Raw genomic sequence first — 25,893 nt, 5'->3', positions numbered from 1 at the left:
TTTCAACCCTCCGTTAACCATCCGCATTTACGGTCCGGTAAGTATGGCGCGCCTGCGCCGCGCAAGCAGTGGTGATGATGTTCGGCGGCGAGCCAGATACGAAAAAGGGCCGGAAGTGCATTGCCGTTGCAGCGCTTTTGCTGACGGCAAGCATCGTCGCCTTGCTGCGCACAGTGCCGGCATTTTCGCAGGAAACCGAGTTGCGCGGCGAGGTCTCCGAATCGGCAATCCTGGCCGACCAGCAACGCAAGGCGAGACAGTTGCGCCCGCAGGGATCGCTGGATCAAGCGGTTCCGGCGACCCAAATGGCTGAGGACCAGACGCCCGCCAACCCTTATGAGCCGGCAAGCCCAGGCGCGGTGCCCGACGACGACCAGACCGGGGGCGCGGAGGGCAGCATCTTCAACCAGCCGCAAGCCACCGACGACCCCTTCGCCGACAATCAGACAATTGCCGCGCCACGTCGGCCTTCGACTGCCAGGCAGGGCTCGGCGGGTGCCAACGCGAAAAGCGATGCCAAGGCGGCCGACAAGAAAAACGCCAACAAGAAGCCTGGCCAGACGGCCGACAGCACGGCCAAGGCCGCCACCGGCGATCCGGCCGAAACGGCGGCCACCGAGGATGACGGCGCGAACCGCCGCGCCGTCACCATCGACAGCGTCGACCGGCAGAAGCTCGATCCCGGCGCGGAGCGCACAGGATCGATCGAGGGCCAGAAAGTGAAGCTGGAGGACGATGCCTTCGCCGCCCCCGGCATCAAGGTCGGGACCTTTGTCTTCCGTCCGACACTCGAGCAAGGCCTCACCGCGACTTCCAATGCCGATGCCAGCGCCGGCGGCAGGTCGGCTGTGCTGTCCGAAACCGCGCTGCGTTTCTCCGCCACCTCCGACTGGCGCGAGAATTCGGCCGTCGTCGACGGCTACGGCCTTTTTCGCAACACGCTTTCGGGCCAGAAGATCAACGATGCGCAGGGACGGATCGAAGGCCAGCTCAATGTCGACCTCGACAATGAACTGCGCGCCATCGCCAAGCTCGGCTATGAAGCGGTGCCGGAATCGGCGTCCTCGCCGGATGCGATTGCCGGCGTCACCTCACAGCCGCTGCGGCAGACCGTCGACGGCAGCCTCGGCATCGAGAAGGATGTCGGCAAGATGCGCTACGCGCTGACCGGCGCGGTCTCGCATGACTTCTACGGCGACGCCAAGCTCTCGGACGGCACCGTCTTGTCGCTGAAGGATCGCGACTCGACACTCTACTCTGCGACCTTGCGTACCGGCTACCAGGTCTCACCGGCCATGACGCCATTCCTTGAGGTGGAAGCCGGCCGGCGGATCTACGATCTGCGCCTCGACAGCAACGGTTTCGAGCGCTCCTCGACGCGGCTCGGCGCGCGTGCCGGCCTCGAGCTCGACATGCGCGAGAAGCTCTCCGGCGAGTTCTCCGTCGGCTGGCTGCGCGAAGGCATCGACGACGACCGTCTGCCGGCGATTGCGGGGCCCTACGTCAACGCCGACCTCAGATGGTCGCCCGAGCGCGGCACCATCATCGGGCTGACCGGAAGAACCACGGTCGAGACCACGACCATCGCTAACGAGAGCGGCGACCTCCTCTATTCGGGCCGGCTCACCGGCGAGCGGCAGGTCCGCGCCAACCTGACGGCGAATACAGCGCTCGGGCTCGACTGGCGCGACTACACCGGCTCCGATGGCCACGATCTGGTCCTGAGCGCCGAGGCCGGCCTGACCTGGTGGCTGAACCGCTATGCCGGCCTCACCACAAGAATCAGGACGGAGAAGCTCACCAGCAACCTTCCCGGTCGCGATTATGTCGCCAACAGCGTCTATCTCGGCCTGAAGGTGCAGCGCTGACGCTTCGTCATCCTCGCGCCAGCGACGCGGACGCGGAGATCCGAAGGATCAACGCCGCTTAGCCAGCACCTAGGAAGCGGCGCCGACCCGCTCCGCCGGCCGCACCTCATCCAGCAGCGTGCGGATGACCCCAGCCATGCTCGCATTCATGTCGCTGCGCCAGAGCGCGAAGGCGACATTGGCCTCGACGAAGCCTTCCGGCGAGCCGCAGTCGAAGGTGCGCCCCTTATAGTGATAGCCGTAGAAGGGCTGCTGCTTCTCCAGCTTCAGCATCGCATCCGTCAGCTGGATCTCGTTGCCGGCGCCGCGCTCCTGGCTTTCGAGGATGCCGAAAATCTCCGGTTGCAGGATGTAGCGCCCGTTGATGAAGAGATTGGAGGGCGCCGTGCCAGCCTTCGGCTTCTCCACCATGCCGGTGATGCGAAAACCGTGATGGGTGTCCTCGCCACGGCCGACGATGCCGTATTTATGGGCCTCGGCCGGGTCGCATTCCTGTACGGCGATGATGTTGTTCCCGGTCTCGGCATAGAGTTCGACCATATCCTTCATGCAGCTTTTTTCCGACTGCATGATCATGTCGGGCAAAAGCAGCGCGAATGGTTCGTCACCGACCAGTTCACGCGCGCACCAGACGGCATGGCCAAGGCCCATCGGCACCTGCTGGCGGGTGAAGCTGGTCTGGCCAGGCGCTGGCTGCAGCCGCTGCAGGCGGGCGAGTTGGTCGTCCTTGCCGCGCTGGGCGAGCGTATCGTAGAGCTCGAACTGGACGTCGAAGTGATCCTCGATGACCGCCTTGTTGCGCCCGGTCACGAAAATGAAATGCTCGATGCCGGCGTCGCGCGCCTCGTCGACCACATATTGAATGACCGGCCGGTCGACGACCGTCAGCATCTCCTTCGGGATGGCCTTGGTGGCCGGAAGAAACCGTGTGCCGAGACCGGCGACCGGGAAAACTGCCTTGCGAACTCGCTTCATGCTCCACCCATACGTTTAAGCCCATTATCCGCGCGGCCATCCGCTCCGCAATCCCCCCGAACATTTTCGCGCCGGAATGTTGAATTACCCGAGCGGCTGGCCTGAAAATCGAAAGTTAAAGTACGGACCTCTCTTTTCGTTCCTAATGGCACCTATGGTAAACTAAATACTAACCGGCTTCGGCGTTGAATGATCCTTCCTAATTTTGATGAAGGAGGAAAAGGATGTCCGTTCGCAACAGCGCAAGGCGCCTGACGGCATTTGTGACGGCCGCGAGCCTCACGCTTGCCTTGCTGATGCCCGCCGGACCCGCTTTCGCCGATGCGGGTTTCCGCCAGTGGGTCGCGGGCTTCCGTGCCACCGCGGTTTCGGGCGGCGTTTCCGGCGCAGTCTACGACAGGGCCATGAGGGGCATCGAGCCCGACCCGGTCGTGCTGGAAAAGGCCCGCACCCAGCCGGAATTCACCGCCCCCGCCTGGGATTATTTCGACAACCGCGTGCATGACCAGTCGGTGACCAACGGTCAGGCAATGGCGCGCAAATGGAAGCCGTGGCTGGATCGGATCGAGGCGCGGTTCGGCGTCGATCGCCATATCCTTCTCGCCATCTGGTCGATGGAATCGAACTATGGCGAGATCCTCAAGCGCGACGACATCATGCGCAATGTCATCCGTTCGCTGGCGACCCTTGCCTATGGCGACCCGAAGCGCTCGAAATATGCCCGAACCCAACTGATCGCGGCGCTGAAGATCCTGCAGACCGGCGACATCGATGAAAGCCATCTCATGGGTTCCTGGGCGGGCGCGATGGGTCAGACGCAGTTCATCCCGACCAGCTATCAGCACTACGCGGTGGACATGGACGGCAATGGCCGGCGCGACATCTGGAATTCGATACCCGACGCGTTGGCGACTGCCGCCAACCTGCTCAGGAAGAACGGCTGGCAGGCGGGTAAGACCTGGGGCTATGAAGTGACCTTGCCGCCGGGCAAGCTGCCGGCCGGATCGAAGACGCTGGCGCAGTGGCAGGCGCTCGGGGTCGCCAGGGCCAACGGCAAGCCGTTCAGGAACCTGAGCGACAAGGCGACGCTCAAGGTGCCGGACGGCAGGGGCGGACCGGCCTTCCTGATGATCAGGAATTTCTCGGTCATCAAGGCTTACAACAATGCCGACAAATATGCTTTGGCCGTCGGCCTGCTCGCCGACGAAATCGCCGGTGGCACCGGGCTTGTGCAGGACTGGCAGCGGCCTTTCACCAAGCTCAGCTTCGAGCAACGGCAGGAACTGCAGAAGCGGCTTTCCGAGCACGGTTATTATGACGGCAAGTTCGACGGCAAGATCGGCGAGGGGTCGAAGGCCGCCATCATGGCCTACCAGGCGAAGGTCGGCTTGAGCCAGGATGGCTATCCGAGCCTGGAAGTGCTGAAATGGCTCCGGAAGCAATAGAGCCGCCCATGGCGTCAAGCATCCTTTCAAAAGCGGAAAGGATGCTGTAGCGCTGCGGCCTGCGCATGACTTGCCGGCTTTTTACGTTGTCATGCGCCAAGGATGGAGACTTTCATTGGTTACGGTCGCGCGTGTCTGGCTGATCGTTCGCCGCCTGCCGATTCTCGTCCTGGCCATCGCTGTGCTTGCCGTCGCCGGCTCGAGCGCCTTTCATTCCCCGGCTTTCGCGCAGGAAGACGGAAACCGCGGCTGGTCGCTGCGCGATCTTCTTTTCCCGCGCCGCAGCGAGCGCATTGAACCCCCTGCCAATGTCCAGCCGGTGAGGCCGAAGCCGAAGGCCAGAAAACCCAAGCCGCGCCCGCCGGCCGAGCCGGAGGCGCCGGTCGTCGAAAAGGCGCCGGATGCGCGCGTCGTGCTGGTGGTCGGCGATTTCCTGGCGGGCGGGCTCGCCGAGGGTCTGGACGTCGCCTTTGCCGACAATCCGGCGGTCAGGATCGTTTCGCGCAGCAACGGCTCGTCGGGCTTCGTGCGTGACGATTTCTACAATTGGCCGGTCGAGATCAAGTCTCTGATCGAGACGGAGAAGCCGTCCGTGGTGGTGGTCATGCTTGGCTCCAACGACCGCCAGCAGATGCGCGTCGGCGACGTCCGCGAGCAGCCGCGCTCCGAGAACTGGACCAAGGAATACGAGCACCGCACCGATGCGCTGGGCAAGGCCATTCAGGATGCAAAGGTGCCGTTCCTGTGGGTCGGCATGCCGGCGTTCGGGGCGGCAAAAATGACCTCGGACATGCTCGCCTTCAACGACATCTATCATTCAGCCGCACAGACCCATGGCGGCGAGTTCGTCGATGTCTGGGACGGCTTCGTCGACGAGAACGGCGCCTTCGTCACCTCCGGTCCGGACATCAACGGCCAGCCGGTGCGCCTGCGCTCCGACGACGGCATCAACGTGACCAAGGCCGGCAAGCGCAAGCTTGCCTTCTACACCGAAAAGCCGCTGGCCAAAATCCTCGGGCTGGCGGCACCCGGAAGCGTCACCACGGTTTCCGCGCCGGCGGGCGCTCCGGTCGAGGCGTCGAAGCCTGCCGCGGCCCCTGTCATCGTCGACCGCACCGCGCCGATGCTGCTCAGCGACCCCGCGCTCGACGGCGGGACCGAGCTGCTGGGTGCCGCACCGCCAGCCAAGGCCGATCCGAATCTTCCAGGCGAAAAGCTGACCGTCGAGGGCAAGGCGCCCGTCGCCTCGCCCGGCCGAGCCGACGATTTTTCCTGGCCGCCGAAGACGCCGACCGCTTCATCGGAGACCTCGACAGCGGTGCGTCGGTAGGGCCGCAACGGAAGAGCACATCGTGGCTGCAGGTAGACTCAGCGGGGGAGTACGCTAGACCCCATCAGCGCCTCGTCGATCGCGCGCGCTGCCTGGCGGCCTTCGCGGATCGCCCACACCACCAGCGACTGGCCGCGACGGACGTCGCCCGCGGCATAGAGCCTGTCTATGCTGGTTCTGTAGTCGCGGTCGTCGGCCTCGACGTTCCGCGAGCGGCGGCTGTCGGTGACCACCTTTATCTCGCCGTCCAGCTCCTTCATGACCCCATCATTCGCCGGACCGGCAAAGCCGATGGCGATGAAGGCGAGATCGGCGCGGATGACGAACTCGGTGCCGGCGATCGGCTTGCGCTTCTCATCGACCTCGCAGCAGCGGACGCCGGTCAGCTGTCCGTCCTCGCCGATGAATTCGAGGGTCGCCACCTGGAATTCGCGCTCCGCGCCCTCGGCCTGCGAGGAAGACGTGCGCATCTTCGTCGCCCAGTAAGGCCAAACGGCGAGCTTGTCTTCCTTCTCCGGCGGCTGCGGACGGATGTCGAGCTGCGTCACGCGCACCGCGCCTTGCCGGAAGGCGGTGCCGATGCAGTCGGACGCGGTGTCGCCGCCGCCGACGACGACGACATGCTGGCCGCCGGCGATGATCGGATGTGACGGCCAGGCCACCGATTGGATCGGCTCGCCGCCGACGCGGCGGTTCTGCTGCACGAGATACGGCATGGCATCATAGACACCGCTGAGATCGTCGCCCGGAATGTTGGCCGGGCGCGGCGTTTCCGAGCCGCCGCAATAGAGCACGGCGTCGTGCTCGGCGAGGAGCTCGGCAACCGGCTTGTCGACGCCGACATTGACGCCGCAATGGAAACTCACGCCCTCGCCCTGCATCTGCTCGATGCGGCGATCGATGTAATGCTTCTCGATCTTGAAGTCGGGAATGCCGTAGCGCATCAGCCCGCCCGGCCGGCTCTCGCGCTCATAGACATGCACATCGTGGCCGGCGCGGCCGAGCTGCTGGGCGGCGGCCATGCCGGCCGGCCCGGAGCCGATGACGGCAACCCGCTTGCCGGTCTTCTTTTCCGGCGGGTAGGGCCGGATGTGGCCGGTTTCATAGGCCTTGTCGGCGATCGCCTGCTCGACCGTCTTGATGGCGACCGGAATGTCCTCGAGGTTCAGCGTGCAGGCTTCCTCGCAAGGCGCCGGGCAGATGCGGCCGGTAAACTCCGGGAAATTGTTGGTCGAATGCAGGTTGCGGATCGCGCTGTCCCAGTCGCCATTGTAGACGAGGTCGTTCCAGTCCGGGATCTGGTTGTGGATCGGGCAGCCGGTCGGCCCATGGCAAAACGGGATGCCGCAATCCATGCAGCGCGCGGCCTGTTTCTCGACCTCCTTGTCCGACATCGGCAGCGTGAATTCGCGGAAATGCCGGATGCGATCCGAGGCAGGCTGGTACTTCTGCACCTGCCGGTCGATTTCGAGAAACCCTGTTACCTTGCCCATAGTCCAGTCCCTGCTGTCCGAAGGCGCGCTCGCAAGTCTAGCTTGTCGGCGCACCCGTTAACCTCATAAGGACGCCGTGGCAACCTTGGTCCGAGGTCAGGATTGTTGGTGAGGATGCCGGCCGGGCGATTACCTCCCCGGCCGTGCCCAAAGCCTATTCCGCCGCCACGCTCATGCGCATGCGCTCCATCTCGATCAGCGCGCGGCGATACTCGACCGGCATGATTTTCCGGAATTTCGGCCGGAAGCTTGCCCAATTGTCGAGGATCTCGCGGCCGCGCACCGAGCCCGTGTAATGGACGTGGTTCGAGATCAGCTGATAGAGCCGCTCCTCGTCATGGCTTGTCATGTCTCCGGAGACGTCGACGCGTCCCTTATGGTCGAGGTCACCGCCATGATGGAGCAGCTTCTCCATCAGGTCGTCCTCTTCCGGAACGGGCTCCAGCTCGACCATCGCCATGTTGCAGCGTTCGGCGAAATCGCCCTTCTCGTCGAGCACATAGGCGACGCCGCCCGACATGCCGGCGGCGAAGTTGCGGCCCGTTTTGCCGATGACCACGACGATGCCGCCGGTCATGTATTCGCAGCCATGGTCGCCGACGCCTTCGACAACGGCAACGACGCCGGAATTGCGCACCGCGAAGCGCTCGCCGGCGACGCCGGCGAAATAGGCCTCGCCCTCGGTCGCGCCGTAGAGCACCGTGTTGCCGACGATGATCGAGTCGGCCGCGACGATCTTGGCCTCTTCCGGCGGCCGGATGACGATGCGGCCGCCCGACAGGCCTTTGCCGACATAATCGTTGCCGGCGCCGACCAGCTCGAAGGAAACGCCGCGCGCGAGAAACGCACCGAAAGACTGGCCAGCCGTGCCGGTGAGCTTAACCTGGATCGTGTCCTCGCGCAGGCCTTTGTGCTTGAAGCGCTTGGCGACTTCGCCCGACAGCATCGCGCCGGCAGAGCGGTCGACATTGCGGATCGGCAGCTCGATGCTGACCGGTTGCTTGGCTTCCAGCGCCGGCTTTGCCAGCTCGATCAGCTTGCGGTCGAGCACGTCGTCGATCGGATGCTTCTGCCGCTCGGTCCAGTGCAGCGCCTCAGCCGGCGCCTCCGGCTTGAAGAACATCTTCGAGAAGTCGAGCCCGCGCGCCTTCCAGTGCTGGATCACGTCGCGCTTCTCCAGAAGGTCGGTGTCGCCGATGATCTGGTCGAGATGGGTGAAGCCCATTTCGGCGAGCAGCGCGCGCACCTCCTCCGCCACGTAGAAGAAGAAGTTGATGACATGCTCCGGCGTGCCCTTGAAGCGCTTGCGCAGCACCGGGTCCTGCGTCGCCACCCCGACCGGGCAGGTGTTCAGGTGGCACTTGCGCATCATGATGCAGCCGGCCGCAATCAGCGGCGCGGTCGAGAAGCCGAACTCGTCGGCGCCGAGCAGCGCGCCGATGATGACGTCACGGCCGGTGCGCAACCCGCCGTCGACCTGCAGCGCCACGCGGGAGCGCAGGCCGTTGAGCACCAGGGTCTGATGCGTCTCGGCGAGGCCCATTTCCCACGGGCTGCCGGCATGCTTGAGTGAGGTCAGCGGCGAAGCGCCGGTGCCGCCGTCGTAGCCGGAGATGGTGATGTGATCGGCGCGCGCTTTGGCGACGCCCGCCGCAACCGTGCCGACGCCGACCTCCGACACCAGCTTGACCGAGACATCGGCCGCCGGATTGACGTTCTTAAGGTCGTAGATCAGCTGAGCCAGATCCTCGATCGAATAGATGTCGTGATGCGGCGGCGGCGAGATCAGGCCGACGCCTGGCGTCGAGTGTCTGACCTTGGCGATGGTGGCGTCGACCTTGTGTCCGGGCAACTGACCGCCCTCGCCGGGCTTGGCGCCTTGGGCCACCTTGATCTGCATGACGTCGGAATTGACCAGATACTCCGCCGTCACGCCGAACCGCCCCGACGCGACCTGCTTGATCGCCGAGCGTTCCGGATTCTTGCCGCCGCCGGGCAGCGGCAGATAGCGGTCGGCCTCTTCGCCGCCCTCGCCGGTGTTCGACTTGCCGCCGATAGCGTTCATCGCTCGCGCCAGCGTCGTGTGCGCTTCCCGGGAGATCGAGCCGAAGGACATCGCCCCGGTCGAGAAGCGCTTGACGATCTCGGCCGCCGGCATGACGTCTTCGATCGCGACCTTCTTGCGGCCGGTCTCTTCCGCCAGCTTGATCTCGAACAGGCCGCGGATGGTCTGCGCTCTAGCTGTCGCGCTGTCGATCTGCGCCGAATACTCCTTGAACGTGTCCCAGGAGCCCTGGCGCACGGCATGCTGCAGGCTGGCGACCGCATCCGGCGACCACATATGCGCCTCACCGCGCATGCGGAACATGTATTCGCCGCCGACCTCGAGATTGTTGCGCAGCACCGGGTCGTTGCCGAAGGCATCGGTATGGCGGCTGAGAGTCTCGGTCGCGATCTCGTCCAGCCCGACGCCTTCGATCAGCGTCGCAGTGCCGGTGAAGTACTTCTCGACGAAGTCCGACTTCAGCCCGATGGCGTCGAAGATCTGCGCACCGCAATAGGACTGGTAGGTCGAGATGCCCATCTTGGACATCACTTTGAGGATGCCCTTGCCGATGGACTTGATATAGCGGGAGACGACCTCGTATGCGTCGACCTCCTCCGGCAGCTCGCCGCGCCTGTGCATGTCGAGCAGCGTGTCGAAGGCGAGATAGGGATTGATCGCCTCGGCGCCATAGCCGGCGAGGCAGCAGAAATGATGCACCTCGCGGGGCTCGCCGGATTCGACGACCAGTCCTACCGCGGTGCGCAGGCCCTTGCGGATCAGGTGATGGTGCACCGCCGCCGTCGCCAGCAAAACCGGAATGGCGATGCGGTCCGGCCCGACCTGGCGGTCGGACAGGATGATGATGTTGTAGCCGCCCGCGACTGCCGCCTCGGCACGCTCGCAGAGCCGGTCGATGGCGCCTTGCATGCCGGCAGCGCCCTCGTTCGAACCGTAGGTGATGTCGATCGTCTTGGTGTCGAAGCGGTCCTCGGTGTGTCCGATGGAGCGGATCTTCTCGAGATCGCCGTTGGTGAGAATCGGCTGGCGCACTTCAAGCCGCTTGCGGCGCGATGTGCCGATCAGGTCGAAGATGTTCGGCCGCGGCCCGATGAAGGACACCAGGCTCATTACCAGTTCCTCACGGATCGGGTCGATCGGCGGATTGGTGACCTGAGCGAAGTTCTGCTTGAAATAGGTGTAGAGCAGCTTCGACTTGTCCGACATCGCCGAGATCGGCGTGTCGGTGCCCATCGAGCCGACCGCTTCCTGGCCGGTAGTGGCCATCGGTGCCATTAGAAGCTTCGTGTCTTCCTGTGTGTAGCCGAAGGCCTGCTGGCGATCGAGCAGGCTGACATCCTTGCGCAGCGCCCGCGGCTCGACCGGCTTCAGCTCTTCAAGAATCAACTGCGTGTTGGCGAGCCAGGTCTTGTAAGGGTGCCTGGTCGCGATCTCCGACTTGATCTCCTCGTCGGAGATGATGCGGCCCTTGGCCAGATCGATCAAAAGCATGCGGCCGGGCTGCAGCCGCCACTTCTGCACGATCTTTTCCTCCGGCACCGGCAGCACCCCGGCTTCCGAAGCCATGATGACGCGGTCGTCGTCGGTGACGATGTAGCGAGCCGGACGCAGGCCGTTGCGATCGAGCGTCGCGCCGATCTGCCGCCCGTCGGTGAAGACGACCGCCGCCGGCCCGTCCCACGGCTCCATCAGCGCGGCGTGGTATTCGTAAAACGCCTTGCGGTCGGGATCCATGAGCTTGTTGCCGGCCCAGGCTTCCGGGATCAGCATCATCATGGCGTGGCTTAAGCTATAGCCGCCCTGAAACAGGAATTCGAGCGCATTGTCGAAGCACGCCGTGTCGGACTGGCCTTCATAGGATATCGGCCACAGCTTCGAGATGTTGTTGCCGAACAGCTCCGAATCGACCGAGGCCTGACGCGCCGCCATCCAGTTGTTGTTGCCGCGCACCGTGTTGATCTCGCCGTTATGCGCGACCATGCGATAGGGATGCGCCAGCTTCCATGACGGGAAGGTGTTGGTCGAGAAGCGCTGGTGGACGAGGATCAGCGCCGTGTCGAAGCGGGGATCCTTGAGGTCCTTGTAATAGGCGCCGACTTGGTAGGCGAGGAACATGCCCTTGTAGACGATGGTGCGCGCCGACAGCGACACGCAATAGGCGCCGACATCCTTGTTGTCGTTCTCGGCATAGATGCGGCCCGAGATCACCTTGCGCAGCAGGTAGAGCCTCGCCTCGTATTCCTCGTCGTCCGGAATGTCGGCCGTGCGGCCGATGAACACCTGGCGATGGAACGGCTCGGAGGCGACAATTTCCGGCGCCTTCGACAGCGACGAATTATCGACCGGCACGTCGCGGAAGCCGATCAGCGGCAGCCCTTCGGACTGGGCCGATTCGGCGATGATATCCTCGATATGGGCGCGAAGTGCTGCGTCCTGCGGCATGAACCAGTGGCCGACGCCATATTGGCCGGCCGGCGGCAGTTCGACGCCGTTTGCGGCCATCTCATCGCGGAAGAACCGATCCGGAATCTGCACCAGCACGCCGGCGCCGTCGCCGACCAGCGGATCGGCGCCGACAGCGCCGCGATGGGTGAGGTTTTCCAGCATCGCCAGACCGTCCTCGACGATCTGGTGCGACTTTACGCCCTTCATGTTGGCGATGAAGCCGACGCCGCAGGCGTCATGCTCGTTGCGCGGATCGTAGAGGCCCTGCGCGATCAAACCATTGGCGGTGGTACCAGTTTTGACGGCTGCCGCTTTCGTCTGCGCGGCCTGGCCGTTGATCGCAGATGGCGTCAGTTCCGTCATCGTCCTATCCTCCGTTCCGCACCCTTGGCGGTGATTTCCCTCGGGGCGCTGGTTTGCCTTGGGAAGCACGATGCTTCCCTTCGTCCTTGCTGCACGTCTCGCGAAATTCTTGCCGAACTATGCGGCCATACGCCCGGTTCGCATCCGGTATCGTACAGGCCAGAGCGGAGCCGTCTACCCGCCGCTCGCGACAATGGCCGGAATGGCAGCGATGATATGCCAGTCCAGCCTGTTTTGTGCGACAAAATAAGACAGCACTACTGTCCTAAATTTTTTATGGCAGAAATCCCGCACCTGCACAAGACCGATTCACAAAATTCTCGGGCGTGCCGCGACACAAAATTTCGCGAAGGGATCAAAAAACGCAACCTCTAGTCAGTCGTTACGGCCCGGCTGGCTTCACCGTTTTGCGAAAGATTGGCCCTTGCGCTTCGCGCGCCAAAGCAGTCAAGTCGCGCCGCTTTCTGCCAATCACAATACGGACCTCTCGATGTTCTTTGCATCCGACAACTGGGCGGGCGTTCATCCCGACATTTCGGCGAACCTCTCCCGCCACGCGGCCGGCATCGCGACCGCGTATGGCGACGGCGACCTGGACCGCACCGTCTACCATCGCTTCAGCGAGATCTTCGAGCGCGATGTTCAGGTGTTCTTCGTCGCCACCGGCACCGCGGCCAACGCGCTTTCGATGGCGGCGTTGAACCGTATCGGCGGCATCGCCCTTTGTCATTCCGAAGCGCATATGAATGTCGACGAGTTCGGCGCGATGGGCTTCTACACCGGCGGCGCTCGTACGGCGCCGGTTGCGGGTCCCCTGGGGCGCATCAACCCACAGGCTCTCGACAATGCCATCAAGCGCTATGCGCAGGATCTTGCGCCGGCCGGCCAGCCGATGGCCGTGACGATCACCCAGGCGACCGAGGTGGGCACCGTCTACACCGTCGACGACGTCAAGGCGATTGCCGAGGTCAGCCGTAGGCACAAGCTGCCGCTGCATATGGATGGCGCGCGCTTTGCCAATGCGATTGCCGCGACCGACGTCACGCCGGCGGAAATGACCTGGAGGAGCGGCGTCGACTTGATCTCCTTCGGCGGCACCAAGAACGGTTGCTGGATGGCCGACGCGGTGGTGATCTTCAACCCCGAAGTCGGCCGGGATCTGCGCCTGCTTCGCCAGCGCGCCGGACAGACCTTTTCCAAGGCGCGCTTCATCTCGGCGCAATTCGAAGCCTATTTCACCGACGACCTTTGGCTGAGGATGGCGCGGCATGCCAATGCGATGGCGGCACATCTCGCCGAGACGATCGAGGACGCGCCGGCGGGCAGGCTCGCCTGGCTGCCGCAGGCCAACGAAGTGTTCGCAATCTTCGACCGCGCTCTTGCCGAAAAGCTGCAGACCGCCGGCGCCAAATTCTATGAATGGGGCGTGCCGCAGGGTTTCGAAGGCCATCTCGGCGACAAGGAAGCAATCTACCGTTTCGTCGCCAGCTTCGCCACCACCACGCAAGAGATCGACCGTCTCGGCCAACTCCTCTCGCAATGATCAGGCGAGCAAAGGCCCCAGCGACAGTTCGAGGCCAAGCAGGATCAAAACGCCAGAAAACATCCGCGAAATGTCGCCGCGTTGATTTTCTGGCGCAGGATTAATGTCACAAACAAGCGGCGCCCTTCGGCGCCGCTTTCGTCTCGGGAGGGAGACGTTTCCTAAACATGGAGCCCGCGGCTTACGCGGCGGCCTTGGCCTCGATCTGCTTGGCCTTGTCCGAAGACGAGGTGATCGCGATCTTGCGCGGCTTCAGCTCTTCCGGAATGTTGCGCTTGAGGTCGACGAAGAGCAGGCCGTTCTTCAGCGTGGCGCCCTCGACCTCAACGTGGTCGGCGAGCTGGAAGCGACGCTCGAAGGCGCGCGAAGCGATGCCGCGATAGAGCAGCTCCGAACCCTCGCCATTGTTCTCTTCCTTGCGCTCACCCTTGACGGTGAGCACATTGCGGTGCGCCTCGATCGAGATCTCGTCTTCCGAGAAGCCGGCAACCGCCATCGAGATGCGATAGGCGTTCTCGCCGGTGCGCTCGATGTTATAGGGCGGATAGGTCTGCGCGCTCTCGGGCTGGCCGAGCGTATCGAGCATGGTGAACAGCCGGTCGAAACCGACGGTCGAACGATAAAGCGGGGAAAAATCAACGTGACGCATGATGTGTTCTCCTGTTGAGCAACATGGTTTGCGTTTGACCCGGTACGAAACCCTCGAAAGGCGCTCCGGATAGGCCAGCGGCCCCGACATCGGCGGCCGCAACCTCCATTTGGGAAGCGGAAAAGCCCATTTCAAGAACTTCGCGCACCAACTTTCCCTTCGATTTTTTCGCTCGATGAACGCCAGATGAACCGAGGCTTCGGCATCCGTTCAGCCGGGGCTCGCTAGGCTGCAGTCAACAATACGGACATGCGGCGCCTCGATCGGTGCGCCGCGACGAGGCCGACCGGGTGTAACGTCCCTTCCTCCCGGATCGACAGAGGCCGGAAGCGCGCCGCAGGTGCTTCCGGCCTTCCCGTTCAGGAAAGCGCGTATCCCGGACCTTTGCTTTTGGCGCATGGGCGTCTATCACCGTGGCGACGCCAGGCCCGCTCGGGCAAGAAGCAATCAACGAAGCGCCGAATGACGGACCTTTTCTATCTGACTGAGGGCAATCCGCCGCCGCAGAACGCTGCCGGCGGCTTCTTCACCACCCGCGACGGCAGGAAGATCCGCTACGGCGTTTTCGCCGCCGTCGCCCGCCCGCTCCAGGGCACGGTGGTGCTGCTGACCGGCCGCAACGAGTGCATCGAGAAATATTTCGAGACCATCCGCGATCTCGCCGACCGCGGATTCGGCGTCGCCACCCTCGACTGGCGCGGCCAGGGCGATTCCAGCCGCCTGCTGCGCGACCGGCAGCGCGGCTATGTCCGCAGCTTCGGCGACTACACCCGTGATCTCGAGCAGTTCTTCGAGGAGATCGTGCTGCCCGATTGCCGCGGTCCCTATTACATCCTCGCCCATTCGACGGGAGCAGTGATCGCGCTGCTTGCCTCGCCGTCGATGGTCAACCGGGTGCGGCGGATGGTGCTGATCGCGCCTTTCCTGGCCGTGCCCGACTTGCGGGTTTCGATCGCCACCATAAGGCGCGTCTGCGCGGTGTTCTGCGCGCTGGGCCTCGGCCGCCTCTATGCCGCCTGGGGGCCGCGCCCGAAATTGCCGACGCCGTTCGAAATGAACAAGGTGACGTCCGACCCGGAGCGCTACCGGCGCAATACCGACATTTACAGGGCCTGGCCCCACCTTGGACTCGGTGGTCCGACCATCCGCTGGCTGAAGGCCGCAGCCGCAGCCGCGGAAGCGGTCAGCGACCCCGATTTCATGGCAAGGATCCAGGTACCGACGCTGATCGTCGCCGCCGGCGCCGACCAGGTGGTCTCTACCAAGGCGGTCGAATCCTATGCCAGACGGCTTCGCGTCGGCTCTTTGTTGATGATCGACGGCGCGCATCATGAGATCCTGCAAGAGAGGGATCTCTTTCGCGAGCAGCTCCTGGCGGCCTTCGATGCTTTTGTTCCGGGAACCGGCGACGCTGCCTGATCACGGAACGACGCCGCGGATCAGCCGCGCAGCGCCGCCATTGCCGCGGCGTGCAATTCCGGCGTCGCCGCCGCCAATATGTCGCCGCCGTTTTCTGCCGGCCCGCCTTCGAAGGTGGTGACGACGCCGCCCGCCTTCTCGATGATCGGGATCAGCGCCACGATGTCGTAGGATTTCAAACCCGGATCGGCGACGATATCGACGCTGCCCGCCGCCATCATGGCGAAGGCGTAGCAGTCGGTGCCGTAGCGGGCGAGCTGCACCTGTTTCTCGAACGCGTCATAGCGGTTGCGCGCCGCGCCCTTGAACAGCGCCGGCGTGGTGGTGAACAGGGTCGCCTGCGAAAGCTGCGTCGTCTTGCGCGTCGCGAGCTTGCGCGGGCCGCCCGGGCCTTCGTAATGCGAGCCGGAGGCATTGGCATAGAACAGCTCGCCGGTGAAGGGCTGCGACATCAGGCCGGCTACGGCATCGCCGTCGATCGTCAGTCCGACCAGCGTTCCCCAGACCGGCAGGCCGGAAATGAAGGCGCGTGTGCCGTCGATCGGGTCGATGACCCAGACATGCCGGCTCGAAATGTTCTCGCTGCCATGCTCCTCGCCGAGGATGCCGTGATCGGGATATTCCGCCGAGATAAGCGCCCGGATCGCCCGCTCGGCCTCGCGATCGGCCTCCGTCACCGGATCGAAGCTCTCCGCCAGCTTATTGGCGACTGCGGCCTGGCTGCGGAAGCGAGGCAAGGTCTCGGCGGCGGCGGCACGCGCGATGCGCCGCATGAAGTCGATGCTGATATCCAACCCACTCTCCCCGTTGCGGCAACCATCCGGCAGCTGCTGTCTTCTTGCCGGACCGGATCGTGAAACCGGGTCAGGCGCCCTCGCCTGTTGCCTCAAAGTCACACGTCAGGCGCCGAAACCGGATTTGCACATGATATTGAATTAAAAAAGCCTGAAGTCGATTGACATTTGTGCATCGCACAATACTTTTGTTCTCGGACAGCTTATCCTGTCCATGCCCTCCTTGGGCGTTTCCTCCCTAGACTTCGACCGTGTCGTGAAAACGATGCGGTCTTTTTTTGAGCTGCGGTTCCCAGCGCCGCCGTCATTCGGCGGCGAGCGGCAGGTCGAGGAAATGATGGCCGGGCATCGAAATCAGTTCGGCCGAAAACCGCGTCAGGTCGTCGGCTAAAGCGTCGAAGCCAGCCGATTTCTGGAATGTCCGCTCGTTCATGTAGAGCCCGCGATTGACCTCGATCTGCAGCGCGTGGAGATGACGCGCCGGCCGTCCGTAATGCTCGGTTATGAAGCCGCCGGCATAAGGCTTGTTATGCGCGACAGCGTAGCCCATTCCGGTGAGCAGGCCGATCGCCCTCTCGGTTAGAGCGGCGCTGGCGGAAATGCCGAAACGATCGCCGATGATGAAGTCCGGCCGCGCGCCATTGTCGCCGACCCGGACGCTGGCCGGCATCGAATGGCAGTCGATCAGCACGGCATAGCCGAACCTGGCGTGGGTCCTGGTCAAGAGCCGCTTCAGCGTCTCGTGATAGGGCTTGTAGACGGCCTCTATGCGTCCCACGGCCTCGGAGAGCGGCAGACGCCCGGGATAGATGTCGAGCCCCTCTCCCACCAGCTTCGGCACGGTGCCCAGCCCGCCCGCGACGCGGGCCGAACGGATATTGCAGAAGGACGGCACCGGCTCCGCGAACATGCGCGGATCGAGTTCCCACGGTTCGCGGTTGACGTCGAGATAGGCGCGCGGGAAATTTGCCGCCAGCATCGGCGCGCCGAGCGCCACGGCGCCGCCGAACAGTTCATCGACATAGCAATCCTCCGAGCGGCGTATGGCGTTGCGGTCGAGCCGCACCATGGCCAGGAAGCGCTCGGGATAATGGCGGCCGCTATGCGGCGAGTTGAACAGGAAAGCTACGCGTTGCTCGGCGCCCGATCGGATTTCGAAGGGTGGTGTGACCGAAAAATCCTCGGCTGCCGTCTTCAATTTGAACGAACCAGGACGAAGCACTGCATCATGATGCGAAACTGCCATCTTGCGCCCGGCATGTCCAGCATTTCAGCCCCGCGAAACGCACAGTCGAAGTGGTCGCGACAAGGCCAACGTTCACTTGATGTTTACCGTCTCCTCCTCATATACAGGATGGTTAACGGGCTTGCCCGGCGGCAGGCTTGGGGCGGGTGATTCGGACGGGATACGATGGCACGCATTCTTCTGGCGGAAGACGACGACGATATGCGCCGGTTCCTCGTCAAGGCGCTGGAACGCGCCGGCTACCAGGTGAGCGATTTCGACAACGGCGCCAGCGCCTATGAGCGGCTGCGCGAAGAGCCTTTTTCGCTGCTTCTGACCGACATCGTCATGCCGGAGATGGACGGCATCGAGCTTGCCCGCCGCGCCACTGAGATCGATCCGGATCTCAAGGTCATGTTCATCACCGGCTTCGCTGCCGTCGCGCTCAATCCGGATTCCAAGGCGCCCAAGGACGCCAAGGTGCTGTCGAAGCCGTTCCATCTGCGCGATCTCGTCAACGAGGTCGAGAAGATGCTTCAGGCCGCCTAAAGGGTTTTTCCGGCCGGCGCATGTCGTCCAAAACGGCGCAGCGGCTGGGAAAACGACATCCACAAAACAAAGATCTAAGCGCGTCACTCGGACCCGTTTCGACGCGACGCGCTTTAGGCATCGGCGCTTCCGCCGCTGCGGCGAAACGGAGCTTTCTTTTCTTGTTCCTGCTATTGACGTGCCGGACCAAAAATGGTGTATGCGCGGCTTCGGATGGGCGTGTAGCTCAGCGGGAGAGCACTGCATTGACATTGCAGGGGTCACAAGTTCAATCCTTGTCACGCCCACCATCCTTTCAATAACTTAGCTAACCCAATGTGCCGATTGGCACCGAAACTCCGGGTCGAAGATTTCCAACCGCGACCCCGGAACCAAAGCGGACGCGTTCCGTTGCACGCCAAATGGGGACTGGCTGCAATGGCCGAAGACGAGTTGGAAGGTTTATATAGATCCCATCAAATTGCGCGCCGAGCGGTATCGGCTTCGAGCCGAAGTCGACGCCGAACGGCAACAAGCGCGACGGATCCGCAGCGAACTGCAGTCGGCCCGAGAGCGAGCCTGGATATTCCGGCAAGGCCCAGAAGATCTCTAACGCACCGTGCAAACTGATCTGACGCCCGCAAGTTAACCTTCATCGTCGGCAACTAGGCTGAATCGACATTCAGCGCATCCATAACATAGCTGCGGCGAGATGGGTGAAGGCGAGGAAGTGGCCGGCGCGACGATCGAAGCGTGTGGCGAAGCGTCTGAAATGCTTGAGCTTGTTGAAGCAGCGTTCGATGCGGTTGCGGGTCTTGTAGAGAACGATGTCGTGCGGGATCGGCACTTTGCGGGATCGCTTGGAAGGGATGACGGCAAGCATGTCGGCGTCGGCGATGATCCGGCGCAAGTCGTTGCTGTCGTACGCTTTGTCGATGACGGCGCCGCCCTTCATGCCATCGAGCAGCGCCGCGGCAGTGACGATGTCATGCGCCTGCCCGCCGGTGAGGATGAAGCGCAGTGGCCGGCCAAGGGCATCGGCGAGCATGTGGATCTTGGTGGTCAGTCCTCCTCGAACGCCCCAGAGCCTGGTTCTGGTCCCCCCTTTTCCGGTCGCTGCCTGCTGGTGGGCGCGAACCAGGGTGGTGTCGAGCATGAGATATTCATTGTTGGGATCGTCGATGAGGGCTTTGAAGACCCGCTCCCACACGCCTTTGTTGGCCCAACGCGAGAAGCGGGTATGGACGCTCTTCCATTTGCCGTACCGCATCGGCAGGTCGTGGCAGTGGGCGCCGGAGCGCAGCACCCACAGGACACTGTTGACGAACAGGCGATTGTCGGCCGCGGTGCGGCCCGGATCACCCGCCTTACCCGGCAACAGCGCAGCGATGCGCGCCCACTGGACGTTCGTCAGTTCGTACCGCTTGGCCATCCGTCGCGCTCCGAATCAGAACCCTCGGAACGCAATGAATCAACGCCAACCGCGTTGAAAATCCTGAATGTATATTGGACCTAGCAAAGGACGCCGGCGGCTGAGAGACAGCGACCGCGCTCCCGTCTGAACCAAGACCGGAGACGCGTCATGCGAGACCAAATTCCCGACAACCCACGTCCGCGCCCTCTTCAAGCCGAGAGCGACAGGAAGCTCCTCGCCCAAACGAGAGATGTGATCAATCGTTCGAGGCAGAAGCATCGACACAGAATCGCAGATCGATCCGCACCGGTTGAAGCGGATTTCTCGCAAAGTCACTGGGATCTAGACTAGACCTCGGCCTGCGAGAACATGCGCTACTGCCGATCGGTCGGCCTAATGATGGTCCATGACGGCGGTGCCCACCCCTTCCAGCTGAAGTTCGACTGCTGCCGGCCCAAGCCCGATATCAAAGTTACGCTCTTCGCCAGCGGCAGGGGAAGCGAGAGGCGTATCCCTCTCAGACGCCCGAGACGGCGCACAGCGCTTTCATTCTAGCGACGGCGAGATCTGGATCGGCCAGCAATCCCGCCTGATCGGCGAGGCGGAAAACATCGGCGTAGTGGCAGACGCCGCGTGCCGACTGCATGCCGCCGACCATGGTGAAATGATCCTGGTGGCCATTCAGCCAGGCCATGAAGACGACGCCTGCCTTGTAATATTCCGTCGGGGCTTCGAAGATCTTGCGCGACAGCGGCACGGTCGGCGCCATCAGCGCGTCATAGCCGGCCCGGTCGCCCTCGGCGAGCCTGGCCAACGCGGGGTTGGCCACCGGGGCGATGGCATCGAAGATGCCGAGCAGCGCATGCGAGTGCCTCTTGCCGTCGCCCGCGATCAACTCCGGATAGTTGAAGTCGTCACCCGTGAACATCACCACGCCTTCAGGCAGGCGGTCTCGCAGCAGCACCTCCTTGCCGGCGTCGAGCAGTGATATCTTTATGCCTTCGACCTTGTCGGCGTGCCGCTCGATGATGGCGACCACGGTGTCCAAGGCGGTATCGAAATCGTTGCTGCCCCAATAGCCCCTGAGCGCCGGATCGAACATGTCGCCCAGCCAGTGCAGGATCACCTTGCCGGAGGCTTGGCTGAGGATCCGGTCGTAGACGCGGGCATAGTCGTCCGGGCCTTTGGCCGCGGCCGCCAGCGCGCGGCTTGCCATCATGATCGCCTTGCCGCCCTCGCCTTCGATGAAGGCGAACTGCTCCTCATAGGCTCGGATCACATCGTCGAGCGTCCTTGCCGCGGCCGGCGTCAGGTGGTCGGTGCCGGCGCCGGAGGCGAGATCGGCGCCTTTCACCGTGCGCGCCTCGGCGATCGAGCGCCGGATCAGTTCTTTCGCGCTCGCCCAGTCGAACCCCATGCCGCGCTGCGAGGTGTCCATCGCCTCGGCGATGCGGAAGCCGAGCCGCCACAGATGATGACGGAATGCCATGGTCTTGTCCCAGTCGAGCGCCGGCCGCGACCAGGGATCGGTCATGGCGAAGGAGTTGGCGACGACATGGGCGGCGGCATAGGCGAGGCGCGGAAAATCCGCGCCGATGTTGGGCTGCGCCGGTTGGCCGACCAGCCGGTAGCCGACACGATCGCCATTCTTCGCAGGCAGGATGATGTCCATCGAAATCTCCCTTTGTGGCAGCCTATAGATGGAACGTTCCAATAAATCAAGAACCTTTATGATCCCTGCGACTGAAGCGATCCAACGCAGCGCTGCGGCCCTAAACCCATACATTTTCTGGCCATCGATCAATTTTTCGAAATCGACATGATTCCCAGTTGACTCCGGTTTGACGCAATGTTTAGAACGTTCCAATAAATTTTAGCGCCGGACGCGGAGGAAGCACGGATATGACCAGCCGGGCCAAGGCGACGATCCTGGACATCGCCCGCGAGGCCGGCGTGTCCAAATCGACGGTATCGCTCGTGCTGCAAGGCAGCGGGCTGATCCGGCCTGAGACCGCGGTCAAGGTCCGCAAGGCGATCGAGGATGTCGGCTATGTCTACAACCGCGGCGCCGCCAACCTGCGCAAGGCGCATTCCAACGTCATCGGCATGGTGATCAACGATCTCACCAACCCCTTCTTCGCCGAGCTGGCGGTTGGCATGGAGCGCGTCTTTCAGGCCGCAGGCATCGTGCCCTTCATCGCCAACACCGCGGAAAATCCGGTCCGCCAGGAAGAAGTGCTGAAGTCGCTGCTGGAACAGGGCGTCGCCGGTCTGATCGTCTCGCCGGCGCGCGGCACCACGCCCGGCGCCTTCCGCCGCATCGAGGCTGCCGGCGTGCCGGTCGTCTTCGCCATGCGCCGCCTGCCCGAGAGCCGCATCCCGGCAATCGCGCCCGACAACCATCGCGGCGCCTATCTCGCCACCCAGCATCTGATCGGCAAAGGCCACCGCCGGCTGGCTTTCTTCGGCGGTTCGTCCGACCTCGTTGTCTATCACGACAGGCTTGGCGGCTTCATCGAGGCTTGCGAGGCGCTTGGCATCCCGGCCGCCAACCGGACGATCGTCGAAGGCGAGACCAGCCGCAGAGGCGGCATGGCCTGCCTGGAGACCGCGCTTGCGGCAGCCGAGCCGCCGACAGCCGCGCTTTGCTTCAACGACGCCGTCGCTTTCGGCGTCATGCTCGCGCTGCGCAAGCGCGGCCTGGAGGCCGGGGCCGACTTCGCCGTGGTCGGTTTCGACGACGTGGCCGAAGCCGAGCACTACATGCCGGCGCTGACCAGCGTCGCCGTCGACACCCCAGGCCTTGGCGAGCGCGCCGCGCACGTCATGCTGAAGATGATCCAGTCGCGCACGACGCGCGCCGAGGACCATATCGGCGCGGTCAGCCTCGTCGTCAGGGAAAGCTGCGGCCCGAGCCGCAGCGCGCACGGCACTGGAATGGGAGACGCGGCATGAGCGTGAGATGGGGCCTGATCGGCGCGAGCACGATCGCCAGGCAGTTCATGGTCAACGCCATTCGCGCGCAGGCCGACGGCGCGGTTGCCGCCGTGATGAGCTCCAGCGCAGAGCGGGCTCAAGGCTACGCCAAGGAAAACGGCATTCCTAAAGCCGTCTCGACGCTCGATGCGCTGCTTGGCTCGGACATTGATGCCGTCTACATCTCGACCACCAATGAGCTGCATCTCGAACAGGGGCTGGCCGCCATCAAGGCCGGCAAGCATGTGCTCTGCGAAAAGCCGTTGGCGCTGACCAGCGCCGATGCGCGCAAGATGGTGGCGGCGGCTAGGAAAGCCGGCATCGTGTTCGGCACCAACCATCATCTGCGCAATGCCGGCGCGCACCGGGCGATGCGCGAGGCAATCGCAACCGGCCGTATCGGCAAACCGATCGCCGCGCGTGTCTTCCATTCCGTCTATCTGCCTGAAAGCCTGCAGGGCTGGCGCATCACCAGGCCCGAAGCCGGGGGCGGCGTGGTGCTCGACATCACGGTGCACGATGCAGACACGCTGCGCTTCGTGCTCGGCGACGATCCGGTCGAGATCTCGGCCTTCACACAGTCGGCCGGCATGGCCGGCGGCGGGCTGGAGGACGGCGCGATGTGCATCTGGCGCTTCAAGTCCGGCGTCATTGCGCAATCGCATGAAGGCTTCACGACCAAGTTCGCCGGCATCGGTTTCGAAGTGCATGGGTCGGAGGGCTCGCTGATCGCCACCGATGTGATGACGCAGAAGCCGGTCGGCTCGGTGCTGCTGCGCACTGCAAATGGCGAGGAAGAGCTGAACTTGGATCGCGAGGACCTCTACACCCGCTCGCTGCGCCAGTTCCATGCCGCGATCCGCGGCGAAGGCCAGCCTTCGGCCACCGGCGAGGACGGCATTTGGTCGCTGGCATCCGCCGAAGCAGCACTGCAATCATCGAAGACCGGCAAGGCCGTGATCATCGATCCGCAACTCGGGAGCCTCGCGTGAGCAAGCTCGTCACGGCAGCGCATGCCGCCAGCCTGATCAAGGACGGCATGGTTGTCTCGGTGTCGTCCTCGAGCGGCCTCGGCTGCCCCGACGCCGTGCTCGCCGCGATCGGCGAGCGCTTCGATGCGGAAGGGCATCCGAGAGCGATCACCACGCTGCACCCGATCGCCGCCGGCGACATGTACGGCATCAAGGGCATCGACCATCTCGCCAAGCCTGGCCTGCTCAAGCGCACGCTCTGCGGCTCCTATCCATCCGGCCCCTCCTCCGCCGAGCCGCCGCGGATCTGGCAGATGATCGGCGACAACTCGGTCGCGGCTTACAACGTGCCCTCGGGCATCCTGTTCGACATGCATCGCGAGGCGGCCGCCAAGCGTCCCGGCGTGCTAACCAAGGTCGGCCTCGACACCTTCGCCGACCCGCGCCACCAGGGCTGCGCCATGAATGCCGCCGCCAGAGAGCCGATCGTTTCGGTGCAACCGTTCGATGGCGAGGAGTGGCTCTACTTCCGCGCCATTGTCCCCAACGTCTCGATCATCCGCGCCACCTCCGCCGACGAGCGCGGCAATCTCACCTACGAGCATGAGGGCGCCTATCTCGGCGGTCTCGAACAGGCATTGGCTGCCCGCAACAATGGCGGCATCGTCATTGCGCAGGTTAAGCGCATCGTCGAGAACGGAACCCTCAAGCCGCACGATGTGCGCGTGCCCGGCGTCTTGGTCGACCATATCGTGGTCGCGCCCGATCAGCTGCAGACGACGCAGACGGCTTACGACCCGGCGATCTCGGGCGAGATCTTCCGGCCGCTCTCCACCTTCCGCACCCCGGAGATGAACATCCAGAAGGTGATCGCGCGCCGCGTCGCCATGGAGTTGCGCGACGGCATGGCCGTCAATATCGGCTTCGGCATCTCCGCCAACGTGCCGCGCATTCTTCTCGAGGAAGGCCAGCACGGCAAGGTCACCTGGGTGATCGAGCAGGGCGCGGTCGGCGGCGTGCCGCTGCTCGACTTCAAGTTCGGCTGCGCCTCGAATGCCGAGGCGATCATGCCCTCGCCGCACCAGTTCATCTATTTCCAGGCCGGCGGCTTTGACGCCTCGCTCCTGTCCTTCCTGCAGATCGACCGCCACGGCTCGGTCAACGTGTCGAAGCTTTCGGCGAGACCGCATGTGACGGCCGGCGCCGGCGGCTTCGTCGATATCACCGCGCGGGCGAAGAAGATCGTCTTCTCCGGCTTCTTCAATGCTGGCGCCAAGCTTTCGCTGGCGAACGGCGCCCTCCGCATCGACCAGGAAGGCAAGGTGAAAAAGATCGTCGAGGAGGTCGAGCACATCTCCTTCTCCGGCAAGCGCGCGGTCGCGCAAGGCCAGGACATCACCTATGTCACCGAACGCTGTGTGATGAAGCTGACCCAGGCCGGGCTGATGGTGACCGAGCTGGCGCCCGGCATCGATCTCGAACGCGATGTGCTGGCGCAGGCCGACACTCCGCTCTCCGTCGCAAACGACCTCAAGTTCACGCCGGCCTCGCTCTATCAAGATCGGCCGATCGGCCTGTCGCTCAACGGCGGCGCTTCGCTTGGAGGCGCGCATGGCTGAGCGCCTCGTCACCTTCGAGCAGGATGGCGTGATCGGTACCGTGACGCTCAGGCGGCCGGAAAAGTTCAACGCGCTCGACATTCCGATGCTGCGCGCGCTCGAAGCCGCACTCGACAAGGCCGAACTGGCCGAGGGTGTCCGTGTCGTGCTCATCAGCGGCGAAGGCAAGGGTTTCTGCGCCGGCGGCGACGTCGAGGCCTGGGCACAATTAAGCGCCGCCGATTTCCAGGTTCAATGGGTGCGCTACGGCCATCGTGTCTTCGACCGGCTGGCGCGGCTTCGGCAACCGACAATCGCCGTGCTGTCCGGCCATGCGCTGGGCGGCGGCTTGGAATTGGCCGCCGCCTGCGATTTTCGCGTCGCCGAAACCCAGATCAAGCTCGGCTTTCCCGAGACCTCGATCGGCGTCGTGCCCGGCTGGTCTGGTACGCAGCGCGCTGTGCGCCGCTTCGGTGCACAGATCGTGCGGCGCATGGCGCTTGGCGGCGAGATTTTTCTGGCGAACGAGGCGCTCGCCCTCGGCGTCGTCGACCGCGTCGTCGAAACCGGCAAGGCCTTGGATGAAGCAAAAGCCTGGGGAGAAAAGATCGCCGAGCGTGGTCCGCTCGCAACCGAGGCCGCCAAGCTGATGATCGGCATTGCCGAAGGCGAGGAAGACGCCGCCGCCACGGAAGCGCTGGCCAGCGGCTTCATTGCGCTCACCGGCGACCTCAAGGCCGGTGTCGGCGCCTTCAAGGCCAGGCACAAGCCGGACTTTTCGAGATCCTAGAG

Annotated in this window: 18 protein-coding genes and 1 tRNA gene; 11 read left to right on the top strand and 8 right to left on the bottom strand. The window is 63.8% G+C overall.

The window, feature by feature from the left end; genetic code table 11:
- Nucleotides 1-77 precede the first annotated feature (77 nt).
- The gene (locus EJ078_RS19870; protein WP_067327029.1) at nucleotides 78-1,868 is read left to right on the top strand and encodes an outer membrane beta-barrel protein; all 1,791 of its coding nucleotides are present in this window, start codon (nucleotides 78-80) and stop codon (nucleotides 1,866-1,868) included.
- A gap of 69 nt (nucleotides 1,869-1,937) precedes the next feature.
- Here the strand turns inward: EJ078_RS19870 and galU are convergent, their stop codons facing one another.
- Nucleotides 1,938-2,843 (bottom strand): UTP--glucose-1-phosphate uridylyltransferase GalU, encoded by a 906-nt coding sequence (gene galU, locus EJ078_RS19865; protein ID WP_067325925.1) that lies wholly within the window; start codon nucleotides 2,841-2,843, stop codon nucleotides 1,938-1,940.
- A gap of 224 nt (nucleotides 2,844-3,067) precedes the next feature.
- On the opposite strand from galU, the gene EJ078_RS19860 reads away from it, so the two are divergent.
- Together EJ078_RS19860 and EJ078_RS19855 are read left to right on the top strand one after the other, a co-directional pair.
- The gene (locus tag EJ078_RS19860) at nucleotides 3,068-4,288 is read left to right on the top strand and encodes a lytic murein transglycosylase (RefSeq protein WP_127404345.1); all 1,221 of its coding nucleotides are present in this window, start codon (nucleotides 3,068-3,070) and stop codon (nucleotides 4,286-4,288) included.
- Nucleotides 4,289-4,403: 115 nt separating this feature from the next.
- Nucleotides 4,404-5,618: a DUF459 domain-containing protein gene (locus EJ078_RS19855; RefSeq protein WP_095826716.1), complete on the top strand. Its 1,215-nt coding sequence runs from the start codon at nucleotides 4,404-4,406 to the stop codon at nucleotides 5,616-5,618.
- 38 nt (nucleotides 5,619-5,656) lie between these two features.
- Here EJ078_RS19855 and EJ078_RS19850 read toward each other — a convergent pair whose 3' ends face one another.
- Nucleotides 5,657-7,111, bottom strand: coding sequence for a glutamate synthase subunit beta (locus tag EJ078_RS19850; protein ID WP_095826717.1), 1,455 nt, complete (start codon nucleotides 7,109-7,111; stop codon nucleotides 5,657-5,659).
- 154 nt (nucleotides 7,112-7,265) lie between these two features.
- Nucleotides 7,266-11,984: a glutamate synthase large subunit gene (gltB, locus tag EJ078_RS19845; protein ID WP_127215500.1), complete on the bottom strand. Its 4,719-nt coding sequence runs from the start codon at nucleotides 11,982-11,984 to the stop codon at nucleotides 7,266-7,268.
- A gap of 490 nt (nucleotides 11,985-12,474) precedes the next feature.
- Here gltB and EJ078_RS19840 point away from each other — a divergent pair, with 490 nt between their 5' ends.
- Complete coding sequence (locus EJ078_RS19840) at nucleotides 12,475-13,527, top strand: low specificity L-threonine aldolase (RefSeq protein WP_127215499.1); 1,053 nt, start codon at nucleotides 12,475-12,477, stop codon at nucleotides 13,525-13,527.
- A gap of 181 nt (nucleotides 13,528-13,708) precedes the next feature.
- Here the strand turns inward: EJ078_RS19840 and EJ078_RS19835 are convergent, their stop codons facing one another.
- Entirely contained in the window at nucleotides 13,709-14,176 is a 468-nt protein-coding gene (locus EJ078_RS19835) for an Hsp20 family protein (protein ID WP_067002526.1), read from the bottom strand.
- A 462-nt stretch (nucleotides 14,177-14,638) separates the two neighbouring features.
- On the opposite strand from EJ078_RS19835, the gene EJ078_RS19830 reads away from it, so the two are divergent.
- Nucleotides 14,639-15,595 carry an alpha/beta hydrolase gene (locus EJ078_RS19830; RefSeq protein WP_127215498.1) on the top strand — a complete coding sequence of 319 codons (957 nt, stop codon included), beginning with the start codon at nucleotides 14,639-14,641 and terminating at the stop codon, nucleotides 15,593-15,595.
- Nucleotides 15,596-15,615: 20 nt separating this feature from the next.
- Here the strand turns inward: EJ078_RS19830 and hisN are convergent, their stop codons facing one another.
- Entirely contained in the window at nucleotides 15,616-16,389 is a 774-nt protein-coding gene (gene hisN / locus EJ078_RS19825) for a histidinol-phosphatase (protein WP_127215497.1), read from the bottom strand.
- A gap of 304 nt (nucleotides 16,390-16,693) precedes the next feature.
- Nucleotides 16,694-17,635, bottom strand: a complete 942-nt coding sequence (locus tag EJ078_RS19820) for an N-formylglutamate amidohydrolase (protein WP_067002532.1) — start codon at nucleotides 17,633-17,635, stop codon at nucleotides 16,694-16,696.
- A 165-nt stretch (nucleotides 17,636-17,800) separates the two neighbouring features.
- Here EJ078_RS19820 and EJ078_RS19815 point away from each other — a divergent pair, with 165 nt between their 5' ends.
- Together EJ078_RS19815 and EJ078_RS19810 are read left to right on the top strand one after the other, a co-directional pair.
- Nucleotides 17,801-18,163, top strand: coding sequence for a response regulator (locus tag EJ078_RS19815; protein WP_006199474.1), 363 nt, complete (start codon nucleotides 17,801-17,803; stop codon nucleotides 18,161-18,163).
- A gap of 215 nt (nucleotides 18,164-18,378) precedes the next feature.
- Nucleotides 18,379-18,453: transfer RNA gene (locus EJ078_RS19810), tRNA-Val, on the top strand.
- A 371-nt stretch (nucleotides 18,454-18,824) separates the two neighbouring features.
- Here EJ078_RS19810 and EJ078_RS19805 read toward each other — a convergent pair.
- Both EJ078_RS19805 and EJ078_RS19800 read right to left on the bottom strand, forming a co-directional pair.
- Complete coding sequence (locus tag EJ078_RS19805; RefSeq protein WP_127403939.1) at nucleotides 18,825-19,574, bottom strand: IS5 family transposase; 750 nt, start codon at nucleotides 19,572-19,574, stop codon at nucleotides 18,825-18,827.
- A 499-nt stretch (nucleotides 19,575-20,073) separates the two neighbouring features.
- A complete protein-coding gene (locus tag EJ078_RS19800) occupies nucleotides 20,074-21,228 on the bottom strand; it encodes a dihydrodipicolinate synthase family protein (protein WP_127403940.1) in 1,155 nt (384 codons plus the stop codon).
- A 230-nt stretch (nucleotides 21,229-21,458) separates the two neighbouring features.
- On the opposite strand from EJ078_RS19800, the gene EJ078_RS19795 reads away from it, so the two are divergent.
- Genes EJ078_RS19795 through EJ078_RS19780 form a run of 4 tightly spaced genes read left to right on the top strand, consistent with a single transcriptional unit; the run spans nucleotide 21,459 to nucleotide 25,891 of the window.
- Nucleotides 21,459-22,511 (top strand): LacI family DNA-binding transcriptional regulator, encoded by a 1,053-nt coding sequence (locus EJ078_RS19795; protein WP_127215494.1) that lies wholly within the window; start codon nucleotides 21,459-21,461, stop codon nucleotides 22,509-22,511.
- Nucleotides 22,508-23,524: a Gfo/Idh/MocA family oxidoreductase gene (locus EJ078_RS19790; RefSeq protein ID WP_127403941.1), complete on the top strand. Its 1,017-nt coding sequence runs from the start codon at nucleotides 22,508-22,510 to the stop codon at nucleotides 23,522-23,524. The genes EJ078_RS19795 and EJ078_RS19790 overlap by 4 nt, the downstream gene beginning before the upstream one ends.
- Complete coding sequence (locus EJ078_RS19785) at nucleotides 23,521-25,122, top strand: acyl CoA:acetate/3-ketoacid CoA transferase (protein ID WP_127847313.1); 1,602 nt, start codon at nucleotides 23,521-23,523, stop codon at nucleotides 25,120-25,122. Before EJ078_RS19790 ends, EJ078_RS19785 begins: the two co-directional genes overlap by 4 nt.
- On the top strand, nucleotides 25,115-25,891 hold the full coding sequence (locus EJ078_RS19780; RefSeq protein ID WP_067327025.1) for an enoyl-CoA hydratase/isomerase family protein: 777 nt from the start codon (nucleotides 25,115-25,117) through the stop codon (nucleotides 25,889-25,891). The genes EJ078_RS19785 and EJ078_RS19780 overlap by 8 nt, the downstream gene beginning before the upstream one ends.
- Nucleotides 25,892-25,893: the final 2 nt, after the last annotated feature.

Source organism: Mesorhizobium sp. M1A.F.Ca.IN.022.06.1.1, from assembly GCF_003952605.1.
GTDB lineage: Bacteria > Pseudomonadota > Alphaproteobacteria > Rhizobiales > Rhizobiaceae > Mesorhizobium.
Note: the sequence above shows the minus strand (reverse complement) of the source record. Positions and strands in the feature narration are given on the sequence as shown.

Excerpts from the sequence above, each read along its gene's own strand:
- EJ078_RS19840 (WP_127215499.1), top strand. The coding sequence starts at position 12,475 with ATGTTCTTTGCATCCGACAACTGGGCGGGCGTTCATCCCGACATTTCG.
- EJ078_RS19830 (WP_127215498.1), top strand. The coding sequence starts at position 14,639 with ATGACGGACCTTTTCTATCTGACTGAGGGCAATCCGCCGCCGCAGAAC.
- EJ078_RS19820 (WP_067002532.1), bottom strand. The coding sequence starts at position 17,635 with ATGGCAGTTTCGCATCATGATGCAGTGCTTCGTCCTGGTTCGTTCAAA.
- EJ078_RS19805 (WP_127403939.1), bottom strand. The coding sequence starts at position 19,574 with ATGGCCAAGCGGTACGAACTGACGAACGTCCAGTGGGCGCGCATCGCT.
- EJ078_RS19850 (WP_095826717.1), bottom strand. The coding sequence starts at position 7,111 with ATGGGCAAGGTAACAGGGTTTCTCGAAATCGACCGGCAGGTGCAGAAG.
- EJ078_RS19800 (WP_127403940.1), bottom strand. The coding sequence starts at position 21,228 with ATGGACATCATCCTGCCTGCGAAGAATGGCGATCGTGTCGGCTACCGG.
- EJ078_RS19860 (WP_127404345.1), top strand. The coding sequence starts at position 3,068 with ATGTCCGTTCGCAACAGCGCAAGGCGCCTGACGGCATTTGTGACGGCC.
- EJ078_RS19780 (WP_067327025.1), top strand. The coding sequence starts at position 25,115 with ATGGCTGAGCGCCTCGTCACCTTCGAGCAGGATGGCGTGATCGGTACC.
- EJ078_RS19835 (WP_067002526.1), bottom strand. The coding sequence starts at position 14,176 with ATGCGTCACGTTGATTTTTCCCCGCTTTATCGTTCGACCGTCGGTTTC.
- galU (WP_067325925.1), bottom strand. The coding sequence starts at position 2,843 with ATGAAGCGAGTTCGCAAGGCAGTTTTCCCGGTCGCCGGTCTCGGCACA.
- EJ078_RS19870 (WP_067327029.1), top strand. The coding sequence starts at position 78 with ATGTTCGGCGGCGAGCCAGATACGAAAAAGGGCCGGAAGTGCATTGCC.
- gltB (WP_127215500.1), bottom strand. The coding sequence starts at position 11,984 with ATGACGGAACTGACGCCATCTGCGATCAACGGCCAGGCCGCGCAGACG.
- EJ078_RS19795 (WP_127215494.1), top strand. The coding sequence starts at position 21,459 with ATGACCAGCCGGGCCAAGGCGACGATCCTGGACATCGCCCGCGAGGCC.
- EJ078_RS19790 (WP_127403941.1), top strand. The coding sequence starts at position 22,508 with ATGAGCGTGAGATGGGGCCTGATCGGCGCGAGCACGATCGCCAGGCAG.
- EJ078_RS19815 (WP_006199474.1), top strand. The coding sequence starts at position 17,801 with ATGGCACGCATTCTTCTGGCGGAAGACGACGACGATATGCGCCGGTTC.